The following is a 17,097-nucleotide window of genomic DNA, read 5'->3' on the forward strand; positions in this document are numbered from 1 at the left end:
TCTTTCATTTTTAAATGTTCGGAAACGAGGTTGACAGGCAAACTTTCTCCCTGCTACACTGAATATGTTGAGTGAAAACGAGTTCGAATAGCCCAGGCGATGAGAGCGGCGCGAAAAGCCGTTAGTCGGTTGGGTTTTCTTCTGATGTTACAAAACGTAGGGGGCGAATGGTTCATGCTACAGCCTTTGGTAGGAGTCATTATGGGCAGTACGTCAGACTGGGAAACAATGAAGGAAGCTTGCGCAATTTTAGACGAATTGCAGGTGCCGTATGAAAAGAAGGTCGTGTCTGCACACAGAACGCCAGACTTGATGTTTACGTATGCCGAAACCGCTAAAAGCCGCGGCTTGGAAGTCATTATTGCGGGTGCGGGCGGTGCAGCCCATTTGCCAGGAATGGTGGCTGCTAAGACAGAATTACCAGTCATTGGTGTCCCGGTGAAATCATCCAACTTGAATGGTCTCGACTCGCTTTTGTCGATTGTGCAAATGCCAGGGGGCGTACCTGTGGCGACGGTTGCGATCGGAAAAGCTGGAGCCATCAATGCAGGGTTATTGGCTGCGCAAATTTTGGGGATCAAATATCCAGACGTACAAGAGCGGTTCGTGCAAAGACGTGATGATGTACGCAATAAGGTGCTGGAGGCTAGTGAACTCGAATGACGACCAAAGACCGTAAGCAAATCAAACCAGGATCGACCCTAGGAATACTCGGCGGAGGACAGCTTGGACGGATGATTGCTCTTGCGGGACGAGCTATGGGCTACCGCTTTGTCACAATGGACCCGACAGCAGACGCACCATGCGGCCAAACGGCTGATCGGCAAATTGTTGCCAGCTACGATGATGTAGAAGCAGCGATGCAGCTTGCATCGGTCAGTGATGTCATTTCTTATGAATTTGAAAATGTCGATGCGCAGGTGGCTGAAGTGTTGGAGAGCCGCGCTTATGTGCCGCAGGGCAGCCGTCTTTTGCGCATCACCCAAAACCGGATTCGGGAAAAGTCCGCCATTCGCGAGATCGGCATTCCTGTTGCTCCGTTTTGTGTTGTGAATAGCTTGGAGGATTTGCAGAACGCCGTGCGTGAACTGGGACTGCCTGCTGTAATGAAGACCGCAACCGGTGGCTATGACGGCAAAGGGCAATGGGTGTTGAGAAGCGAGGCTGAGCTGGCGGAGGCGTATGAAACGTTGTCCAAAGCAGGTACAGAGCTGATCGTGGAACAATTTGTACCATTCCAAATGGAGTTGTCTGTTATTGCTGCACGCAATCCTGCGGGAGAACTGGCTGTTTTTCCTGTGTCAGAAAATATTCATCGGGAAAATATCCTACACCTGAGCATTGTTCCAGCTCGTATTTCGGCTGAAGTAGCAGCCCGCGCGGAAGAAATTGCCCGAACGATTGTAGAAAAGTTGGATGTGGTCGGCCTCATTGCCGTTGAGCTGTTTTTGACCGAAGATGGTCAGTTGTATGTCAATGAATTGGCGCCGCGACCGCATAACTCCGGGCATTTTACCATGGATGCTTGTGTCACCTCGCAGTTTGAGCAGCATGTTCGGGCGGTTTGCAATCTGCCTTTGGGATCTACAGAGTTGCTCTCGAGCGTCGTGATGGTTAATATTTTGGGAGAGCATCTACAGCCTGTCATCGATCAGATCGACAAGCTGCCGCGCACAGCCAAGCTCCATTTGTACGGAAAAGCAGAGAGCAAGGCCAAGCGAAAAATGGGGCATATCAATGTGCTCGCCCCTACTGTAGAAGAAGCGCTCACCCTGATTGATGAGCTGAAAATCTGGACGAATACATCGGAGGTATTATCATGATCGAACGTTATTCCCGACCGGAAATGCGCGCCATTTGGACGGAAGAAAACAAATTCAAAGCGTGGCTGGAAGTAGAAATTCTCGCGTGTGAAGCATGGTCCAAGCTGGGCGTCATTCCTGAGGAAGACGTGAAAAAGCTGTGGGATAAAGCTACTTTTGACATGAACAGAATCTATGAGATCGAAGAAGAGACACGCCATGATGTGGTGGCGTTTACCCGTGCAGTATCGGAAACCTTGGGCGAAGAAAAGAAGTGGGTGCATTACGGACTGACTTCTACAGATGTAGTGGATACTGCTCTGTCTTACCTGCTGCGTCAGGCGAACGAAATTTTGGAGAGTGATATCCAAGACTTCATCGAGATTTTGGCAGACAAAGCTCGTGAGCACAAGGATACGGTTTGCATGGGCAGAACGCATGGTGTACATGCGGAGCCTACGACTTTTGGCTTGAAGCTGGCCCTGTGGCATGAAGAAATGAAGCGCAACCTGGCACGTTTTCAGGCTGCGAAAAAAGAAGTGGCGTTCGGCAAAATCTCTGGTGCAGTTGGAACATACGCAAACATCGATCCGTTCGTGGAAGCGTACGTGTGCGAGAAGCTGGGGCTGTCGGCAGCGCCTATCTCGACTCAAACTTTGCAGCGTGATCGCCACGCCGAGTACATGGCAACATTGGCACTGATCGCAACCTCTTTGGAAAAATTCGCGACAGAAATTCGCGGTCTGCAAAAGAGCGAAATGCGCGAGGTGGAAGAAGCATTTGCCAAAGGTCAAAAAGGTTCTTCCGCCATGCCACACAAGCGCAACCCAATCGGCAGCGAAAATATTTGCGGACTGGCTCGTGTCATCCGTGGACACATGCTCACTTCCTATGAAAATGTTTCCCTCTGGCATGAGCGGGATATTTCCCACTCCTCTGCGGAGCGCGTGATTTTGCCAGATGCGACGCAAGCGTTGAACTACATGCTGCGCCGTTTCATGAACATCGTGAAAAACTTGACGGTGTTCCCTGAGAACATGAAGCGCAATATGGATCGTACCTTTGGATTGATCTACTCGCAGCAAGTGATGCTCAAGCTGATCGAAAAAGGCATGAGCCGCGAGCAAGCTTATGACACGGTACAGCCTCGTGCGATGCAGGCGTGGGAAGAGCAACGCTCCTTCCGTGCGATCGTCGAGGAGGATGCGACGGTCAGCTCCACACTGTCCAAGGAAGAGCTGGATGAGTGCTTTGACTATCGTTACCACCTGAAGCACGTGGATACGATCTTCCAACGTCTTGGTTTGATGTAAATACAAGGGCCCTCGAATTTTTCGGGGGCGTTTTTTTATACAGTAGCCGTAGTGGGGAGAAGCGCATTTCCAGTCTACGCTTCGGCCTACGCCCTGCTGGGGGATTGACTGTCCGCGCAGGAATAAATGGCGGGAGCGCTTCAAACGTAGAAATTTCAATGAAGGATTCCATAAGTGAAGCTTAAATTCCCCGCCATTTATTCCTACGCTGGGGCGGGCTCCAGAGGCACTTGGACTGGAAATGCGCTTCTCCTGCGCAGCTTCTATATAAAGAGCATGAAAGTGGATTCAAGACTGTGATATTACTGCTAAGAAGTCGCATGATTTAGCATGAAAACTGCTTTGAAAGACATGCAGGGCTTCTCCCCGGCCACAAAGGTTTGAAGACAACTTAAAAAACTCCTTAAGAAATTCTTAAAGATTTCTTTTGAAAGTTGTAACCGAAATGAAACCTCTTCCGTACCTACTTGTGCGAGCTTACAACGAGCCCATAAGTACCTTACAAAAGTGTAAGCTTCCTGAAATATAACTCGATGGTTCCTGCTTCGTTTCGACCGTACAATGAAATCAATTCATACGGATCACGAAACGGGAGATCGATTATGACGACAGCAATCATGTATCCAAAATTAAGTCACCAACAAATTTACGAAGATTACTCTGCTAAAATATATCGCTATTTCCGCTACCGCGTAAAAAACGTCTGGGATGTGGAAGACCTGACAACGACTGTGTTTATTAAGGTGTACTCCAAGCTTGAGCAGTACGATGGCCGCCATCCTTTTGGCGCCTGGATTTTCCGAATTGCGCACAATGCTTTGATTGACTACATGCGCAAGAAGCGGGAGAGCCCGGTAGATCAGGACACATTTAGCAATATGGTCGCAACGGATAAGCTGCCGGAGGAGTGCCTTCTGAATCAGGAGACAACCGAGGGCTTATGGGATAAGGTGCACACGCTGACAAAGGATCAGCGCAATGTGATTGCCCTGCGTTATCTCGGAGATTTGCGAATGAATGAGATCGCGGAAATTTTGGGTAAGACAGAGGCTTCGGTGAAAATCCTGCACTTCCGTGGGATTAAGAAGCTGCAGCAATTGATGGAGGCTCAAGCATAAAGGGAGGGACAACAGTCCTTCCCTTTTTTACTGCTGTAGTGGAGAGAAGAATATTTCCAGACTAGGCTCCAGGCTCCGTCCTGCTGGGGGCTAAGACTGTCCGTTCGGTAGGACTTCACAAGTCGCTACGCCTGGAAATATTCTTCTCTGTCTCTACTGATGACATCCTTACATTCTTTTAAGTCTTTAAAAAAACGTTTAAGTAGGAAAGCTCGTAGAGGAAACAGGAGAAATAAGCGAAGATCTTAGGGACACCGACCGAGACGCAATGCAAAAAGCGAAACACGCCCTTTAGCGTCCACCTCTGAAACACATCCTGAAAGGACAACTTTGGACGCGGTTTCGGTTTTTGCATGGAGTCGGGCAGTCAATCCCACAGCGGGTGGCCCTAGAAGCTGAGCGTTTTCTCCTGTTTCCTCCCCTCCACAACAGTAACGCACAAGCCGTTCTTTCAGTAGATATCTAAGTACGAGAAACGCCAAATGCTTGGCGTAGTCTAGTTTTCTAATGGTATAGTAAAGAATAAAATGGAGGAGACTCAAGACGAGAGGAGTATGAGTGATGTCCACAATTATGATTGTAGAAGACGACCCGAAAATCAACCAGCTGCTGCAAGAGCAACTGGAAAAATACGGATTCGAAACAGTCAATGTTGAACATTTCGATAGAGTCATGGAGGTCTTTACCCAGTCGCGCCCTGATTTGGTTCTGTTGGACGTGAATCTACCGAAATTTGACGGATTTTATTGGTGCCGGCAAATGCGCCAAGAGTCCAACTGCCCGATCCTGTTCATCTCTGCACGAGAAAGTAAAATGGACCAGGTGATGGCCTTGGAAAATGGGGCCGATGACTATATCACAAAGCCGTTTGACTACGATGTGGTTTTGGCCAAAATCCGCAGTCAGCTACGTCGGGCTTACGGACAGTATGCTCCGCAAGAAGGGGAGCGTACGGTTGAAGTGGCGGGACTCAAGCTGTTTTTGGAGCGAATGGAGCTATCTATGTACGATACCAAAATCGAGCTGAGCAAAAAGGAAGCGCTACTGCTCGAAGCCTTGATGAATCAACATCCGCGTGTCGTCAGCCGTGAGCGTTTGCTAGAAAAGCTGTGGGATGAACAGTTTGTCGATGAAAACACGCTGAATGTCTACATCACACGCGTGCGCGGCAAGCTGAAGGACTTAGGCTTAGAGGGAGCTGTCGAGACTGTTCGCGGTTCCGGTTATCGCTTGCGTGCAACTTGGGAGGAAGAGCAATGAAGCTGTTCCTTCGAGATCAATGGCCATTCGCAGCGTTTTTTCTAATCCAATTGATCTTATTGATTATGATTTTTGCGATGGATGGGTATTGGAATGAGTCATTGATGATCTACGTTATGTTTTTATCTGTTTTTTTTGCGGGGGCTTTTCTCGCCATCCGTTATTTGTCTCACCGCACAATCTATCAGCGACTGAGCAAGCCGGTAGAGTCATTAGAGGAACTGACCCAGACATACGGGAATTCGCCGTTGTGCCGCGCGATGGATGATATCAGTCAGGAGCAGTACCGAATCTACAAAGAACAGCTGCATGCCTATGAAAACAAGCAACGGGACCATACGACGTTTATTCAGCAGTGGGTTCATCAGATGAAGACGCCGATTTCGGTTATTCATCTGTTGCTGCAAAATGAAGACGATCCAACAGCTGAGAGCGTCCGTGAAGAAGTGGACCGGATCAAGCGAGGACTGGAAACCGTTTTGTACATAGCTCGCCTCGACCGATTTGAACAGGACTTCCTGATTGAGCCTGTAACTCTGCGTTCCTTAGTGCAGAATGTGTTGGCTGAAAACAAGCGGCTGTTTATCCGCAACCAGGTGTATCCCGAGGTAAAAGTGGATGAAAATTGGCGAGTGGAATCGGACGATAAGTGGCTTGCTTTTGTCCTCAACCAATTGTTGACGAATGCCGTTCGTTATTCAGCAGGAAAAAGCAACAAGGTCACCATTCGTGCGTATGAACGCGGAGCACATGCCATACTGGAAGTACAGGATTATGGAATCGGGATCCCTGTCGAAGATATTCGCCGCGTGTTTAAGCCGTATTTTACGGGAGAAAACGGGCGCAAATACCCTGAGTCCACCGGGATGGGACTGTACTTGGTGAAGGAAATTTGCGGGCGGCTCCATCATGGGGTGGAAATGGAATCAGAAGTGGGCGAGGGGACAACCGTACGGATCGTCTTGTCTGCCGTCGTACCAACCTTACAAGAAAGTAAGATAGCTGAAAGTTAATTCGATAGCTGGACTATGCGCACTTCCGTATAGTTGAATTTGGAAGTGCAAGAAAGGGGAATGGCGCATGGAAATGCTTGCTGTAAATAGCTTGAGTAAAATATACGGGGGCAAGGTGACCTACCGCGCGCTGACCGATATCGATTTTTCGATTCGCAAGGGCGAATTCGTCGGTATTATGGGCCCCTCAGGCAGTGGCAAGACTACGCTATTAAACATGATCTCCACTATTGATACACCAACCTCTGGTGCGGTTCTTTTGGACGGTACGAATCCGCATCATTTAAAAAAAGATAAACTCGCTCTGTTTCGTCGCCGTGAGCTCGGTTTTGTGTTTCAAGATTTCAATCTCTTGGACACGTTGACGATTGGGGAAAATATCGTGTTGCCGCTGACGCTGGATAATGAGAAAGTATCGGTCATGGAAGAAAAGCTGCAAAGTGTTGCAGAGAAGCTAGGGATTCAGGACATTTTGGAAAAGCGGACCTTCGAGGTGTCTGGGGGGCAACGCCAACGGACGGCCATTGCCAGAGCGATCATTCATTCCCCATCGCTTTTGCTCGCTGACGAGCCGACAGGAAATCTTGATTCCAAGTCTTCACGCAATGTGATGGAGACACTGGAAGCGATCAATAAGAGAGACAATACCACCATGATGATGGTGACGCATGATGCTTTGGCGGCCAGCTATTGCCATCGGGTGATTTTTATTAAAGACGGACAGCTCCATAACGAGATGTATCGCGGTGAGAGTCGACAGGTATTCTTCCAGAAAATTATTGACTCGTTGTCGTTTTTGGGAGGGAACACTTATGACCTTTCGACAATTCGCGTGTAATAACGTTGTACGAAATAAACGGATGTACGCTGCGTTTTTTATGAGTAGCGTTTTTTCTGTCTTAATCTTCTTCGTCTATGCGATGTTCATTTTTCATCCGGAAATTATCGGACAGGAGATTCATGAGTCCGTAGCCACTGGAATGATGGCGGCTGAGTACGTCATTTTTCTGTTCTCCTTCTTTTTTCTCTTTTATTGTGTCGGTGCTTTCCTGAAAAAGAGGGAGAAGGAGTTCGGCATCCTTTTTATCCAGGGCATGACACCGTTGCAGCGGAATACACTGATTTTTATGGAAAACATGCTGATTGGCATTGTCTCGATTGCTATCGGGATTGGGCTCGGTTTGGTTCTCGCCAAGCTGTTTTTCCAATTCGCCGGATTTTTGCTGGATGTAAAAGCACTCGGGTTTTACTTCCCGTGGAAAGCGATCGGCTTGACAGTGGTGGCGTTTCTCATCTTGTATGCAGCCATTTCGCTGTTTACCGTCCTCGTGCTGCGAAGCCGCAGTCTGTTGGATCTGTTGCAAGGGAGCGGTCGGCCTAAGCGTGAGCCGAGGGCATCGTTAGTGCTGTCTCTGGTCGCAGTAGCTTTGTTGGGAATGAGCTATGCCTTAGCCCTCACGGCTGACGGCGTGAATGTGCTCGTGCTGATGCTTCCGGTCATTGCGCTGACGACTGTAGGAACGTACCTGTTGTTTACTCAGCTGAGTGTCATCTTCATCGATTTTCTGAAGAAGCGTCGCGTTTTCTATTGGAAAGGTACGAATCTCCTGACGCTCTCTGATCTGGCCTATCGGATGAAGGATAATGCACGGATGTTCTTTTTGGTCAGCATCGTCTCTACCGTTGCTTTTTGTGCGATTGGCACGCTGGCAGCGTTGGCTGGATCGATTCAGATTACGGTGATGAAAACACATCCATTTGCGTTTGAATACCAGTCCAAACAAAGCGATGCGGAGAGAGCGAAGCATCTGTCGTTAATCGAAACGAGCTTGCAGCAAAGTGGCTTTTCCTTCGAAAAATATCAAGTGGCTATGAGAGTTTTGCCAGAACTGGTTCAGGAGGAAAGGGTTGGAGTAGTCAAGCTGTCTGACTATAACCGGCTGGCGGTAGCGTCCAATTCGACTGTACTCGAAATGACGAATAAAGAGGCCTTCGTACTGCTCAATTGGATTGGTGATTCGGTAGCGAGCAAAACGCTGCAAGTGGGGAAGGCACAGCTCGCAGTCAAAACAGATACGAATATGACTCCATTGATCAGAGGGATTGAATTTGAGCGCTTGGTTGTCGTACCGAATCAGGTGTTTGACCAGCTTCCGAAAATGAAGGAAGAAGAGCGCTTTGTGTACGAGGTGCCAAGATGGAAGGAAACGCAGGATCTTAGTCTCAAGCTTCAGGAAGATATTAGTCATGTCGAAGATAATTACTCGTTTTCAGCTCGTGCGCCATACTACCACTCCATGAAACAAATGGCGAACATGGGACTCTTTATCGGGTTGTTTGTGGGCGTGTTGTTCTTTGTAGCCGCAGCAAGCTTTCTCTATTTCCGTCTGTACACGGATCTGGAATACGACAAACGGCACTATGGTTCGCTTTCCAAGATCGGACTCACGGATGCGGAGCTGACGCGTATCGTGACGACCCAGGTTGCCCTGTTGTTCTTCGTGCCGATTGTGGTGGCCATTATTCACAGTATGGTGGCGTTCGTCTCCCTGCAAAGCTTGTTGAAGCTCATTCTTGTCGCGTCTGTGGTTAAACCGACTGCGATTGTATTGTGCAGCTTTGTCATTGTTCAAGGTGTGTATTTCTGGATCATTCGAAACCGTTACTTGTTCCATTTAAAGCAATCGATGAACCGCTAGTGACTTTTCCAGCATGTCCAGATAAGCAGGGACATAGGATAAAAGGAGAAGGATGCGAGGGGGCTAGCGGATGGAACGGGAGGTATGGATGGGTCAAGCCGTACAGATTGCGTTTGAAAATGTACGTGAGAAAATAGGCGGACCGTTTGGAGCTATTGTCGTGAAGGACGGACACGTAATCGGACGAGGACGCAATGAAGTGACAACGAGCAATGATCCTACGGCACACGCCGAAATCCAAGCGATTCGAGAAGCATGTCGTCATCTCCAAACCTTTCAGTTAAACGATTGTGACTTGTATACGAGCTGTGAGCCATGTCCGATGTGTCTGGGAGCCATCTATTGGGCCAGACCGCGCAATGTCTATTACGCTTGCACGAAAGAAGATGCGGCGCATGTCGGTTTTGATGATCAGTTTATTTATGAGCAGATCGTTCTCCCTCATGAGGATCGCAGCATTCCTTTTCAGAGAATCAATCTTGCGAATAGACAGAGTCCATTTCAAGCATGGTCTCAATCTCCGGACCGTATCGAATATTAATAGAGAGCCTCTCCTAGCGGAGTAGGCTCTTTTTTTTCGTTTTATTTATAGTAAGAATAGGTAGAAAGAAGAAAATAAAATGAAAATGCTTTCAAAATGAAATTTTCAGATAAAGTATTGCACTATGTCGATAATCGTATTATAGTAACAACAATCATTATGAAATTCGACCATATTTTCTTAAATTGAGACGTAACAAGGTTGAATATTGTTGAAAAAAGACGAATAAAGGTGTGTTTATATGGAAGAGACTTTTCGTAGATCACTTTATCCTGATTTAGATGACATCGACTACGGGATCATTCGAGCCTTGCAAGGAAATGCGCGCTTGCCGTTTACTCAGATTGCAAAGGATCTTGGGGTCACGGAAAAGACGATCCGCATGCGCGTCCAGCAATTGCAGGACGAAGGTGCCCTGAGTCTGGTCGGTATTGTCAATCCAGTCAAGGCAGGGTTTCATGTACAGGCGATGATTCAAGTGGCTGTGGATGCGGAAAAGCTGGACGATGTGGTTGCTGCATTAACGGACACCGTTGAGATTAGGCTCATCGTACTCACTTCTGGTGAATATCAGCTTTTCACACAGGTGCTCGTAACAAGTAACGAAGAATTATCGCAATTTTTACTCAAAAAACTGCACAAGATTCCTGGCATCTCTAAAACGAATGTGATTAACGAATTGAAAATACTGAAGTCCAAGTATAACTTTATCCGTTAGGCATGGGTGACCTTGGAAGGGGGAATGCCATCGGGCGAAAATCCGCTGGGATTATGAATGCCGAACGATTCTGGGAAGAAACCGGAGAAAAAACGAGAGAAAAGGGGTCATCCTATGTTTTCGACCAAAGTGAGCAAAGCAATGCTCGGTGCTGTTCTGGGGACAGTTTTATTGGTAACAGGCTGTGGAGGAGGAAATAGTGCGAGTACAGATAACGGCAAAGCCGCAACAACATCGCCAGTCTCCGGGAAAAAAGTACTGAATATTGGGTTAAAGGCAGATCCGCCGTCAATGGACCCAAACACCTCGACATCGCTGTACGACCGTCAAGTATACGCGAGCCTCTATGACAAGCTGTTTGATATCGACTCAGAAGGAAAAATAGTGCCAATGCTGGCGGAATCGTATGAAGTAACGCCAGACGGCAAGACCTATACATTGAAGCTGAAGCAGGGTGTGAAATTCCACGATGGCACCGAGTTTGACGCTGAGGCAGTGAAATTCAACTTCGAGCGTAACATGAACGATGAGAAGTCCCGTCGGAAAGGCGAATTGAAATTCGTAGATTCCGTTGCCGTAGTGGACAAGAATACCATAAAAATCCAGATGAAAGAGCCTTTCGCTCCATTCCTGTCCGTCTTAACAGACCGTTCGGGCATTATGGTATCGCCAAAAGCAGTGAAGGAACATGGCGATCAATACCTCAATCATCCGGTTGGTACAGGCCCATACGTATTTGTTGAACAAGTAAAAGGCGACCACGTGACACTGAAGAAAAATGAAAACTACTGGAATGGTCAAGTGAAGATCGATGAAGTGAACTACAAAGTATTTACGAACGGAACAGCGAAGGTGCAAAACCTGCGCTCCGGCATGCTGGATATCATCGATGATACACCTGTAAAAGAAATTCCTGCAATCAAAGGCGATGCGAACCTGCAATTGGTGGCGGAATCCGGCATGGGTTACCAAGGGCTTTACTTGAACAACTCCCGCCCGCCGTTTGACAACAAGTACCTCCGTCAGGCTGTGGATCGTGCCATTGACCGTGATGCTCTAGTAAAAGTGCTGTTTAACGGCTATGCGGCACCGGCTCGTACAGCATTTACAAAAGGCAGTCTGGCTTACAATGAAGCACTGAACACACCGAAGCCGCCAGATGCAGCGGAAATCAAGGATTTGCTCGCGAAGGGCGGTCAACCAAACGGATTTAACTTTAAGCTGTACATCTCTACTTCTCCAGAGAATGAGCAACTGGGTGCGGTACTGCAAAACATGCTGAAACAACACAACATCAATGTGACATTGGAAAAATTGGAATATGGACAATTGATCGAAACGGGCGATAAAGGTGAATTTGAAGCGATGCAACTGGGCTGGTCTGGACGTCAGGACCCTGACCAAAACTTCCATGACTTCGTCGTAACAGATACATCTAACAACGATGGCCGTATTTCCATTCCAAAGCTGGATGAACTGGTTATCAAAGCACGTGGTGAGCTGGACGAAGCAAAACGCAAGGCGCTGTATGACGAAGCTGCCACATTGCTGCAAGACGAAGCGGGCTATGCCTATATGTACCACCAATATGTACTGCTCGGCATGAACAAGAAAGTAACTGGCTTTACTTATGTTCCAGATGGTTTGATCCGTACAGCCAATTTGGACAAGCAATAGGTAGCGCAACACTATAACAGCAAGAGCAAGGAGGAATTGTCATGATGTTCATAGTCAGGCGTCTATTGCTGACAATCCCGATTCTCCTGCTGGTGTCGATTATGACATTCTCTTTGATTCATATGATCCCGGGCGATCCTGCCCGGGTCATTTTAGGAGAGGAAGCGACACCGGAAGCCTATGCGGCATTGCGAACCGAGCTGGGGTTGGATCAGCCGATCGTGGTGCAATATTTTTCCTGGCTAGGAAAAGTGGTAACGGGTGATTTGGGAATATCGATTACGGACCGTGTGCCGGTCGCAGACTTAATTATGCAAAGACTACCAGCTACCGTGGAATTGACGATCGGAACGTTCTTGGTAGCGATTCTGATTGCGTTTCCTGCGGGAATTCTCGCGGCAGTGCGACGCGGGACCTGGATTGACTATACAAGTACCTTTACTGCGCTAGGCGGTATGAGTATCCCCAGCTTCTGGCTGGCGATGATGATGATTATTTTCTTTGCCGTGGAAAATCAATGGCTGCCTTCATCTGGTTATGTACCTTTTTCCGAGAATCCTACACAAAACCTGATGGCCATGATCCTGCCCTGTTTGGCAACGGGCTTGCGGGAATCTGCCGTATTGATGCGAATGCTACGTTCTTCTTTGCTCGATGTCGTGAGCATGGACTTTATTCGGACAGCGAAAGCGAAGGGATTGAATGAGGCTCGCACGATTCTGGGGCATGCGCTGAGAAATGCGATGGTTCCAGTGGTAACGACCTCGGGTTTGATGATCGCAGGCTTGTTGGGTGGTCTGGTGATTACCGAGTCGATTTTTTCGATTCCTGGCTTTGGCCGTCTGATTGTGGAATCTGTCTTCAAACGTGATTATGTAACGGTTTAAGGAGCTATTCTTGTTTCTGCGGTTCTCGTTGTCTTGGTGAACCTGATTGTCGACATTTTGTACGCTGTCATTGATCCGCGCATCAAGGCTGGGAAAGGAGCAGGTGAGTGATGAAAACCGTGGGCAAATTTCTCCGGAATGGCTTGGGCGTCATCGGAGCGGTGATTATCCTCGGATTGATCTTCGTGGCGATTTTCGCGCCGCTGATCGCACCCTTCGACCCCAATGCACAAGACTATAACAAAATTTTGATATCACCAGATGGTGAGCATTTGTTTGGGACGGATGATCTCGGTCGGGATATTTTCTCCCGTGTTGTTTACGGGGCGCGCATTTCCATTCAGGCAGCGCTGATCTCCGTCGGTATTGCAATGCTGATCGGGGTGCCGATTGGACTGTTGTCCGGTTACTACCGCGGCTTTTGGGATGAGTGGATCGTCATGCGGAGCGTCGATGCGATGCAAGCCTTTCCGTTTCTCATTTTGGCTCTGGCGATTTCGGCGGTGCTCGGTTCAGGCTTCGGGAATGCCATGCTAGCGATTGGGATTGGTTTTGCCCCTGCTTTTATACGGATTACACGTGGTCAAGTTCTTTCGCTTCGAAATATGGAGTATATTCAAGCAGCACGTTCGGTTGGGGTAAAGGATGCGCGCATTATTTTCCGCCACATTTTGCCGAACGCCATGAACCCCATTGTGATTCAAGCGACGTTGGCAATGGCATCCGGGATTATCGCAGAAGCATCCTTGTCCTATCTCGGATTGGGTGTACAGCCGCCGACTCCCTCCTGGGGAAGCATGCTAAACCAAGCACAAACACTTATGTCCGTCGCGCCCTATGCGACATTTTATCCGGGGATTGCCATCTTCTTAGTCGTGCTGGGCTTCAACTTGTTGGGGGATGGTCTACAGCAAGTTCTGGACCCACGCGCACGTAAATAATGAATGCCCTACACGGGAGAAAAGGAGTGGAGCAGATGACGACCATCTTGGAAGTGGAACAGCTAAGAACCCGTTTTCGCACGGACAGCGGTGTCGTCAGTGTCGTAGACGGCGTCGACTTCTTTATCCGTGCTGGTGAAACGCTTGGCGTCGTGGGCGAATCCGGCTGTGGGAAGAGTGTAACCAGCCTGTCGATCATGCGCTTGCTGCCGCCCAACGGAAGCACGGAAGGATCGATTCGCTTCAATGGGAAGAACGTGCTTGCGCTGTCGGAAAAAGAAATGCAAGGTGTACGCGGTAATGAAATCGCGATGATTTTTCAAGAGCCAATGACATCCCTCAATCCGCTGCATACCGTAGGCAAACAAATTGAGGAAGCAGTCATGCTGCATCGCAAGGTAACGAAGGCAGAGGCAAAGGAACGGGCGATTGCGATGCTAAAAGCAGTCGGAATGCCTCGTGCAGAAGAGATTTACGGAGAGTTTCCGCATCAGCTATCAGGAGGGATGCGCCAGCGTGTAATGATCGCGATGGCCATGTCCTGCGATCCGAAGCTGATTATTGCAGACGAGCCGACAACGGCACTGGATGTGACGATTCAGGCGCAAATTCTCGATTTGATGCGCGATTTAAAAGAAAAAACGGGAACTTCCATCATGCTGATTACGCATGATTTGGGTGTAGTAGCCGAGATGTGTGACCGAGTGATCGTCATGTATGCCGGGCAAGTCGTTGAAGAGACTGATGTCGATACGTTGTTTGACAGTCCGAAGCATCCGTATACGATCGGTCTGATGAACTCGATTCCGGAGCTGGACGAAGAGCGCGAATATCTGGAAACCATTCCAGGAGCAGTTCCCCTGCCGTATCAAATGCCAGTGGGCTGCCGTTTTGCCCCGCGCTGTTCGCAAGCGATAGCGATTTGTCACGAAAAGCCCCCTGAACTCTTGCAACTGGACAATCAAAAATGTCGCTGCTGGCTGTACGCGAAGGAGGGAGAACAGGCATGACGACACCTCTCTTAGAAGTAAAAGGGCTGCAACAGCATTTTCCCATCAAGGGTGGATTTTTGAAGCGGACAACGGGACATGTAAAAGCAGTCGATGGTATTGATCTGACCGTGTATCCCGGTGAAACGCTTGGGATTGTAGGGGAATCGGGCTGCGGCAAGTCTACGACGGGCCGAACGATTCTACGCCTCTTGGAGCCGACAGCAGGAGAAGTCTGGTTTGACGGCAAAGATTTAGCGAAACTTCCAAAAGAAGAAATGCGCGTCATGCGGCGGAACCTGCAAATGATTTTTCAGGACCCATACGCTTCGCTGAATCCACGGATGACGATCAAGCAGATTTTGATGGAGTCGCTGATGGTGCACAACATCGGGACAAAGGCAGAGCGGGAAAAAGTCATCGAAGAGATTATTCAGGTCGTTGGCTTGCGAAAAGAACATCTGAACCGCCACCCACACGATTTTTCCGGTGGGCAGAGACAGCGGATCGGAATCGCCCGCGCACTGGTCGTAAAACCAAAGCTGATCATTGCCGATGAGCCCGTATCTGCATTGGACGTGTCGATTCAATCACAGGTACTCAATTTGTTGAAGGATTTGAAAAAAGAATTCAATCTGACCCTGATGTTCATTTCGCATGATTTGTCGGTCGTGAAGCACTTGTGCGACCGGATCGCGGTGATGTATTTGGGACGGATCGTAGAAATTGCTGACAAGCGGACGTTATTTGAGAACCCGAGTCATCCGTATACACGGGCGCTGCTCTCGGCTGTTCCAGTAGCGAAACCACGGCAAAAGCGCGAACGGATCTTGTTGACAGGCGATTTGCCGAGTCCAGCAAATCCACCGAGCGGCTGCACTTTTCATCCGCGTTGTCCATATGCGACAGAGACTTGCAAGACGCAGGTGCCCAGTTTGTCAGACATCGGCAAGGGCCAACTGGTATCCTGTCATTTGGTGCAATCGGGCGAACTTATCCGCTAGCTTGGCAAGGATGGAGGTACAGCTATGATTTACTGGCAATTATTTCTCGCCTTTTTCCGCATCGGAATCTTCGGGTTTGGGGGAGGACCTACGATGGTTCCTCTCTTTTACACCGAATGCGTGAAAAAGTACAAATGGGTGACAGATGAGGACTTTTCCGACAATCTGGCGCTCGGCAACGCTCTTCCAGGACCGATTGCGACCAAGCTGGCCGCATTTATTGGCTATCGGGTAAAAGGCTGGAAGGGTGCATTGGTGGCAAACATCGCAGTAGTGATGCCAATCGTGCTTGTGATGATCGGTTTGCTGCAAGTCATTTATCAATGGAAGGATGCGCCGGGTGTATACGGCATGATCCAGGCAATCGGTCCCGTAATCGCAGTCATGACAGGCGTCCTTACGTGGGAATTCCTTTCAAAGAGCTGGAAGGGAGCGTCCAGCAAAGCAGGTGTGAGCCTTTCCCTTGCCCTCTCACTCGTAGCGTTGCTCTTCCTTGATTGGCATCCGGGCATCGTAGTAGGAATTGCGCTGGCCGTTTCATTTGCCTACTCTACTTGGTCTGTCCGCAAGCGCAAGGACAAGGATGGCAAGGAGGGAGTAGCATGATTTACCTGCAATTATTTTGGGCCTTTTTCATCTCCAACATTTTGGGGTACGGGGGAGGACCACCGAGCATCCCATTGATCCAAAATGAAGTGGTTGACCATTACCAGTGGATGACTGTACAGGAATTCGGAGAAGTACTGGCGGTAGGAAATGCGCTGCCCAGCCCAATCGCGACCAAGCTCGCTGGGTACATTGGCTATCAGGTAGCGGGTGTACCGGGTGCAGTAGTCGCGTTATTGGCAACGGTTGCTCCGACAGCGATCGCGATGGTCTTATTGATGGGTTTTATTAATTTATTTCGCAGTGCTCCACAGGTAAAAGCGATGACCCAATCGGTACGGCCAGTCGTTACTGTTTTGCTTGGAACGATGACGTATCAATTCCTGATGGGCGCAGTCGAGGGGATCGGCTGGATGCAAACAGGGATTTTGACAGTGGTATCCTACCTTCTGCTCGAAACATGGAAGGTCCATCCCGCTTTTGTCATTCTGGGAGCGATGGCTTACGGGTTTGTTTTCATCGGCTAACA

General features: G+C 48.8%; 16 protein-coding genes and 1 pseudogene. All 17 read left to right on the top strand.

Annotation, left to right across the window (positions count from 1 at the left end):
- Positions 1-174: 174 nt before the first annotated feature.
- Complete coding sequence (purE, locus tag C7R92_RS12290) at positions 175-663, top strand: 5-(carboxyamino)imidazole ribonucleotide mutase (protein ID WP_012684280.1); 489 nt, start codon at positions 175-177, stop codon at positions 661-663.
- Positions 660-1,823, top strand: coding sequence for a 5-(carboxyamino)imidazole ribonucleotide synthase (purK, locus tag C7R92_RS12295; RefSeq protein WP_106834441.1), 1,164 nt, complete (start codon positions 660-662; stop codon positions 1,821-1,823). Before purE ends, purK begins: the two co-directional genes overlap by 4 nt.
- Complete coding sequence (gene purB, locus C7R92_RS12300; RefSeq protein ID WP_017249647.1) at positions 1,820-3,115, top strand: adenylosuccinate lyase; 1,296 nt, start codon at positions 1,820-1,822, stop codon at positions 3,113-3,115. Before purK ends, purB begins: the two co-directional genes overlap by 4 nt.
- A 602-nt stretch (positions 3,116-3,717) precedes the next feature.
- Positions 3,718-4,233 (top strand): sigma-70 family RNA polymerase sigma factor, encoded by a 516-nt coding sequence (locus C7R92_RS12310; protein WP_069847459.1) that lies wholly within the window; start codon positions 3,718-3,720, stop codon positions 4,231-4,233.
- Positions 4,234-4,794: 561 nt separating this feature from the next.
- A complete protein-coding gene (locus C7R92_RS12320) occupies positions 4,795-5,493 on the top strand; it encodes a response regulator transcription factor (RefSeq protein ID WP_106834442.1) in 699 nt (232 codons plus the stop codon).
- Positions 5,490-6,506, top strand: a complete 1,017-nt coding sequence (locus C7R92_RS12325) for a sensor histidine kinase (protein ID WP_017249651.1) — start codon at positions 5,490-5,492, stop codon at positions 6,504-6,506. Before C7R92_RS12320 ends, C7R92_RS12325 begins: the two co-directional genes overlap by 4 nt.
- 67 nt (positions 6,507-6,573) lie before the next feature.
- Positions 6,574-7,344 (top strand): ABC transporter ATP-binding protein, encoded by a 771-nt coding sequence (locus C7R92_RS12330; protein ID WP_106834443.1) that lies wholly within the window; start codon positions 6,574-6,576, stop codon positions 7,342-7,344.
- The gene (locus tag C7R92_RS12335; RefSeq protein ID WP_106834444.1) at positions 7,319-9,205 is read left to right on the top strand and encodes an ABC transporter permease; all 1,887 of its coding nucleotides are present in this window, start codon (positions 7,319-7,321) and stop codon (positions 9,203-9,205) included. The genes C7R92_RS12330 and C7R92_RS12335 overlap by 26 nt, the downstream gene beginning before the upstream one ends.
- A gap of 70 nt (positions 9,206-9,275) precedes the next feature.
- Positions 9,276-9,746, top strand: a complete 471-nt coding sequence (locus C7R92_RS12340; RefSeq protein WP_106834445.1) for a nucleoside deaminase — start codon at positions 9,276-9,278, stop codon at positions 9,744-9,746.
- Between the two features lie 241 nt (positions 9,747-9,987).
- Positions 9,988-10,464: an Lrp/AsnC family transcriptional regulator gene (locus tag C7R92_RS12345; RefSeq protein ID WP_069847451.1), complete on the top strand. Its 477-nt coding sequence runs from the start codon at positions 9,988-9,990 to the stop codon at positions 10,462-10,464.
- A 114-nt stretch (positions 10,465-10,578) separates the two neighbouring features.
- Positions 10,579-12,141, top strand: coding sequence for an ABC transporter substrate-binding protein (locus C7R92_RS12350; RefSeq protein ID WP_106834498.1), 1,563 nt, complete (start codon positions 10,579-10,581; stop codon positions 12,139-12,141).
- A 41-nt stretch (positions 12,142-12,182) separates the two neighbouring features.
- Positions 12,183-13,139: pseudogene (locus C7R92_RS12355) on the top strand (ABC transporter permease).
- Complete coding sequence (locus tag C7R92_RS12360) at positions 13,139-13,969, top strand: ABC transporter permease (RefSeq protein WP_069847449.1); 831 nt, start codon at positions 13,139-13,141, stop codon at positions 13,967-13,969. Before C7R92_RS12355 ends, C7R92_RS12360 begins: the two are co-directional and overlap by 1 nt.
- A 35-nt stretch (positions 13,970-14,004) precedes the next feature.
- Positions 14,005-14,979 (top strand): ABC transporter ATP-binding protein, encoded by a 975-nt coding sequence (locus C7R92_RS12365; RefSeq protein WP_026043173.1) that lies wholly within the window; start codon positions 14,005-14,007, stop codon positions 14,977-14,979.
- On the top strand, positions 14,976-15,962 hold the full coding sequence (locus tag C7R92_RS12370; RefSeq protein ID WP_026043174.1) for an ABC transporter ATP-binding protein: 987 nt from the start codon (positions 14,976-14,978) through the stop codon (positions 15,960-15,962). Before C7R92_RS12365 ends, C7R92_RS12370 begins: the two co-directional genes overlap by 4 nt.
- Positions 15,963-15,986: 24 nt before the next feature.
- The gene (locus C7R92_RS12375; RefSeq protein ID WP_106834446.1) at positions 15,987-16,568 is read left to right on the top strand and encodes a chromate transporter; all 582 of its coding nucleotides are present in this window, start codon (positions 15,987-15,989) and stop codon (positions 16,566-16,568) included.
- Positions 16,565-17,095: a chromate transporter gene (locus tag C7R92_RS12380; RefSeq protein ID WP_069847444.1), complete on the top strand. Its 531-nt coding sequence runs from the start codon at positions 16,565-16,567 to the stop codon at positions 17,093-17,095. The genes C7R92_RS12375 and C7R92_RS12380 overlap by 4 nt, the downstream gene beginning before the upstream one ends.
- The last annotated feature ends 2 nt before the right edge of the window (positions 17,096-17,097 follow it).

This window comes from Brevibacillus porteri (assembly GCF_003013475.1).
GTDB lineage: Bacteria > Bacillota > Bacilli > Brevibacillales > Brevibacillaceae > Brevibacillus > Brevibacillus porteri.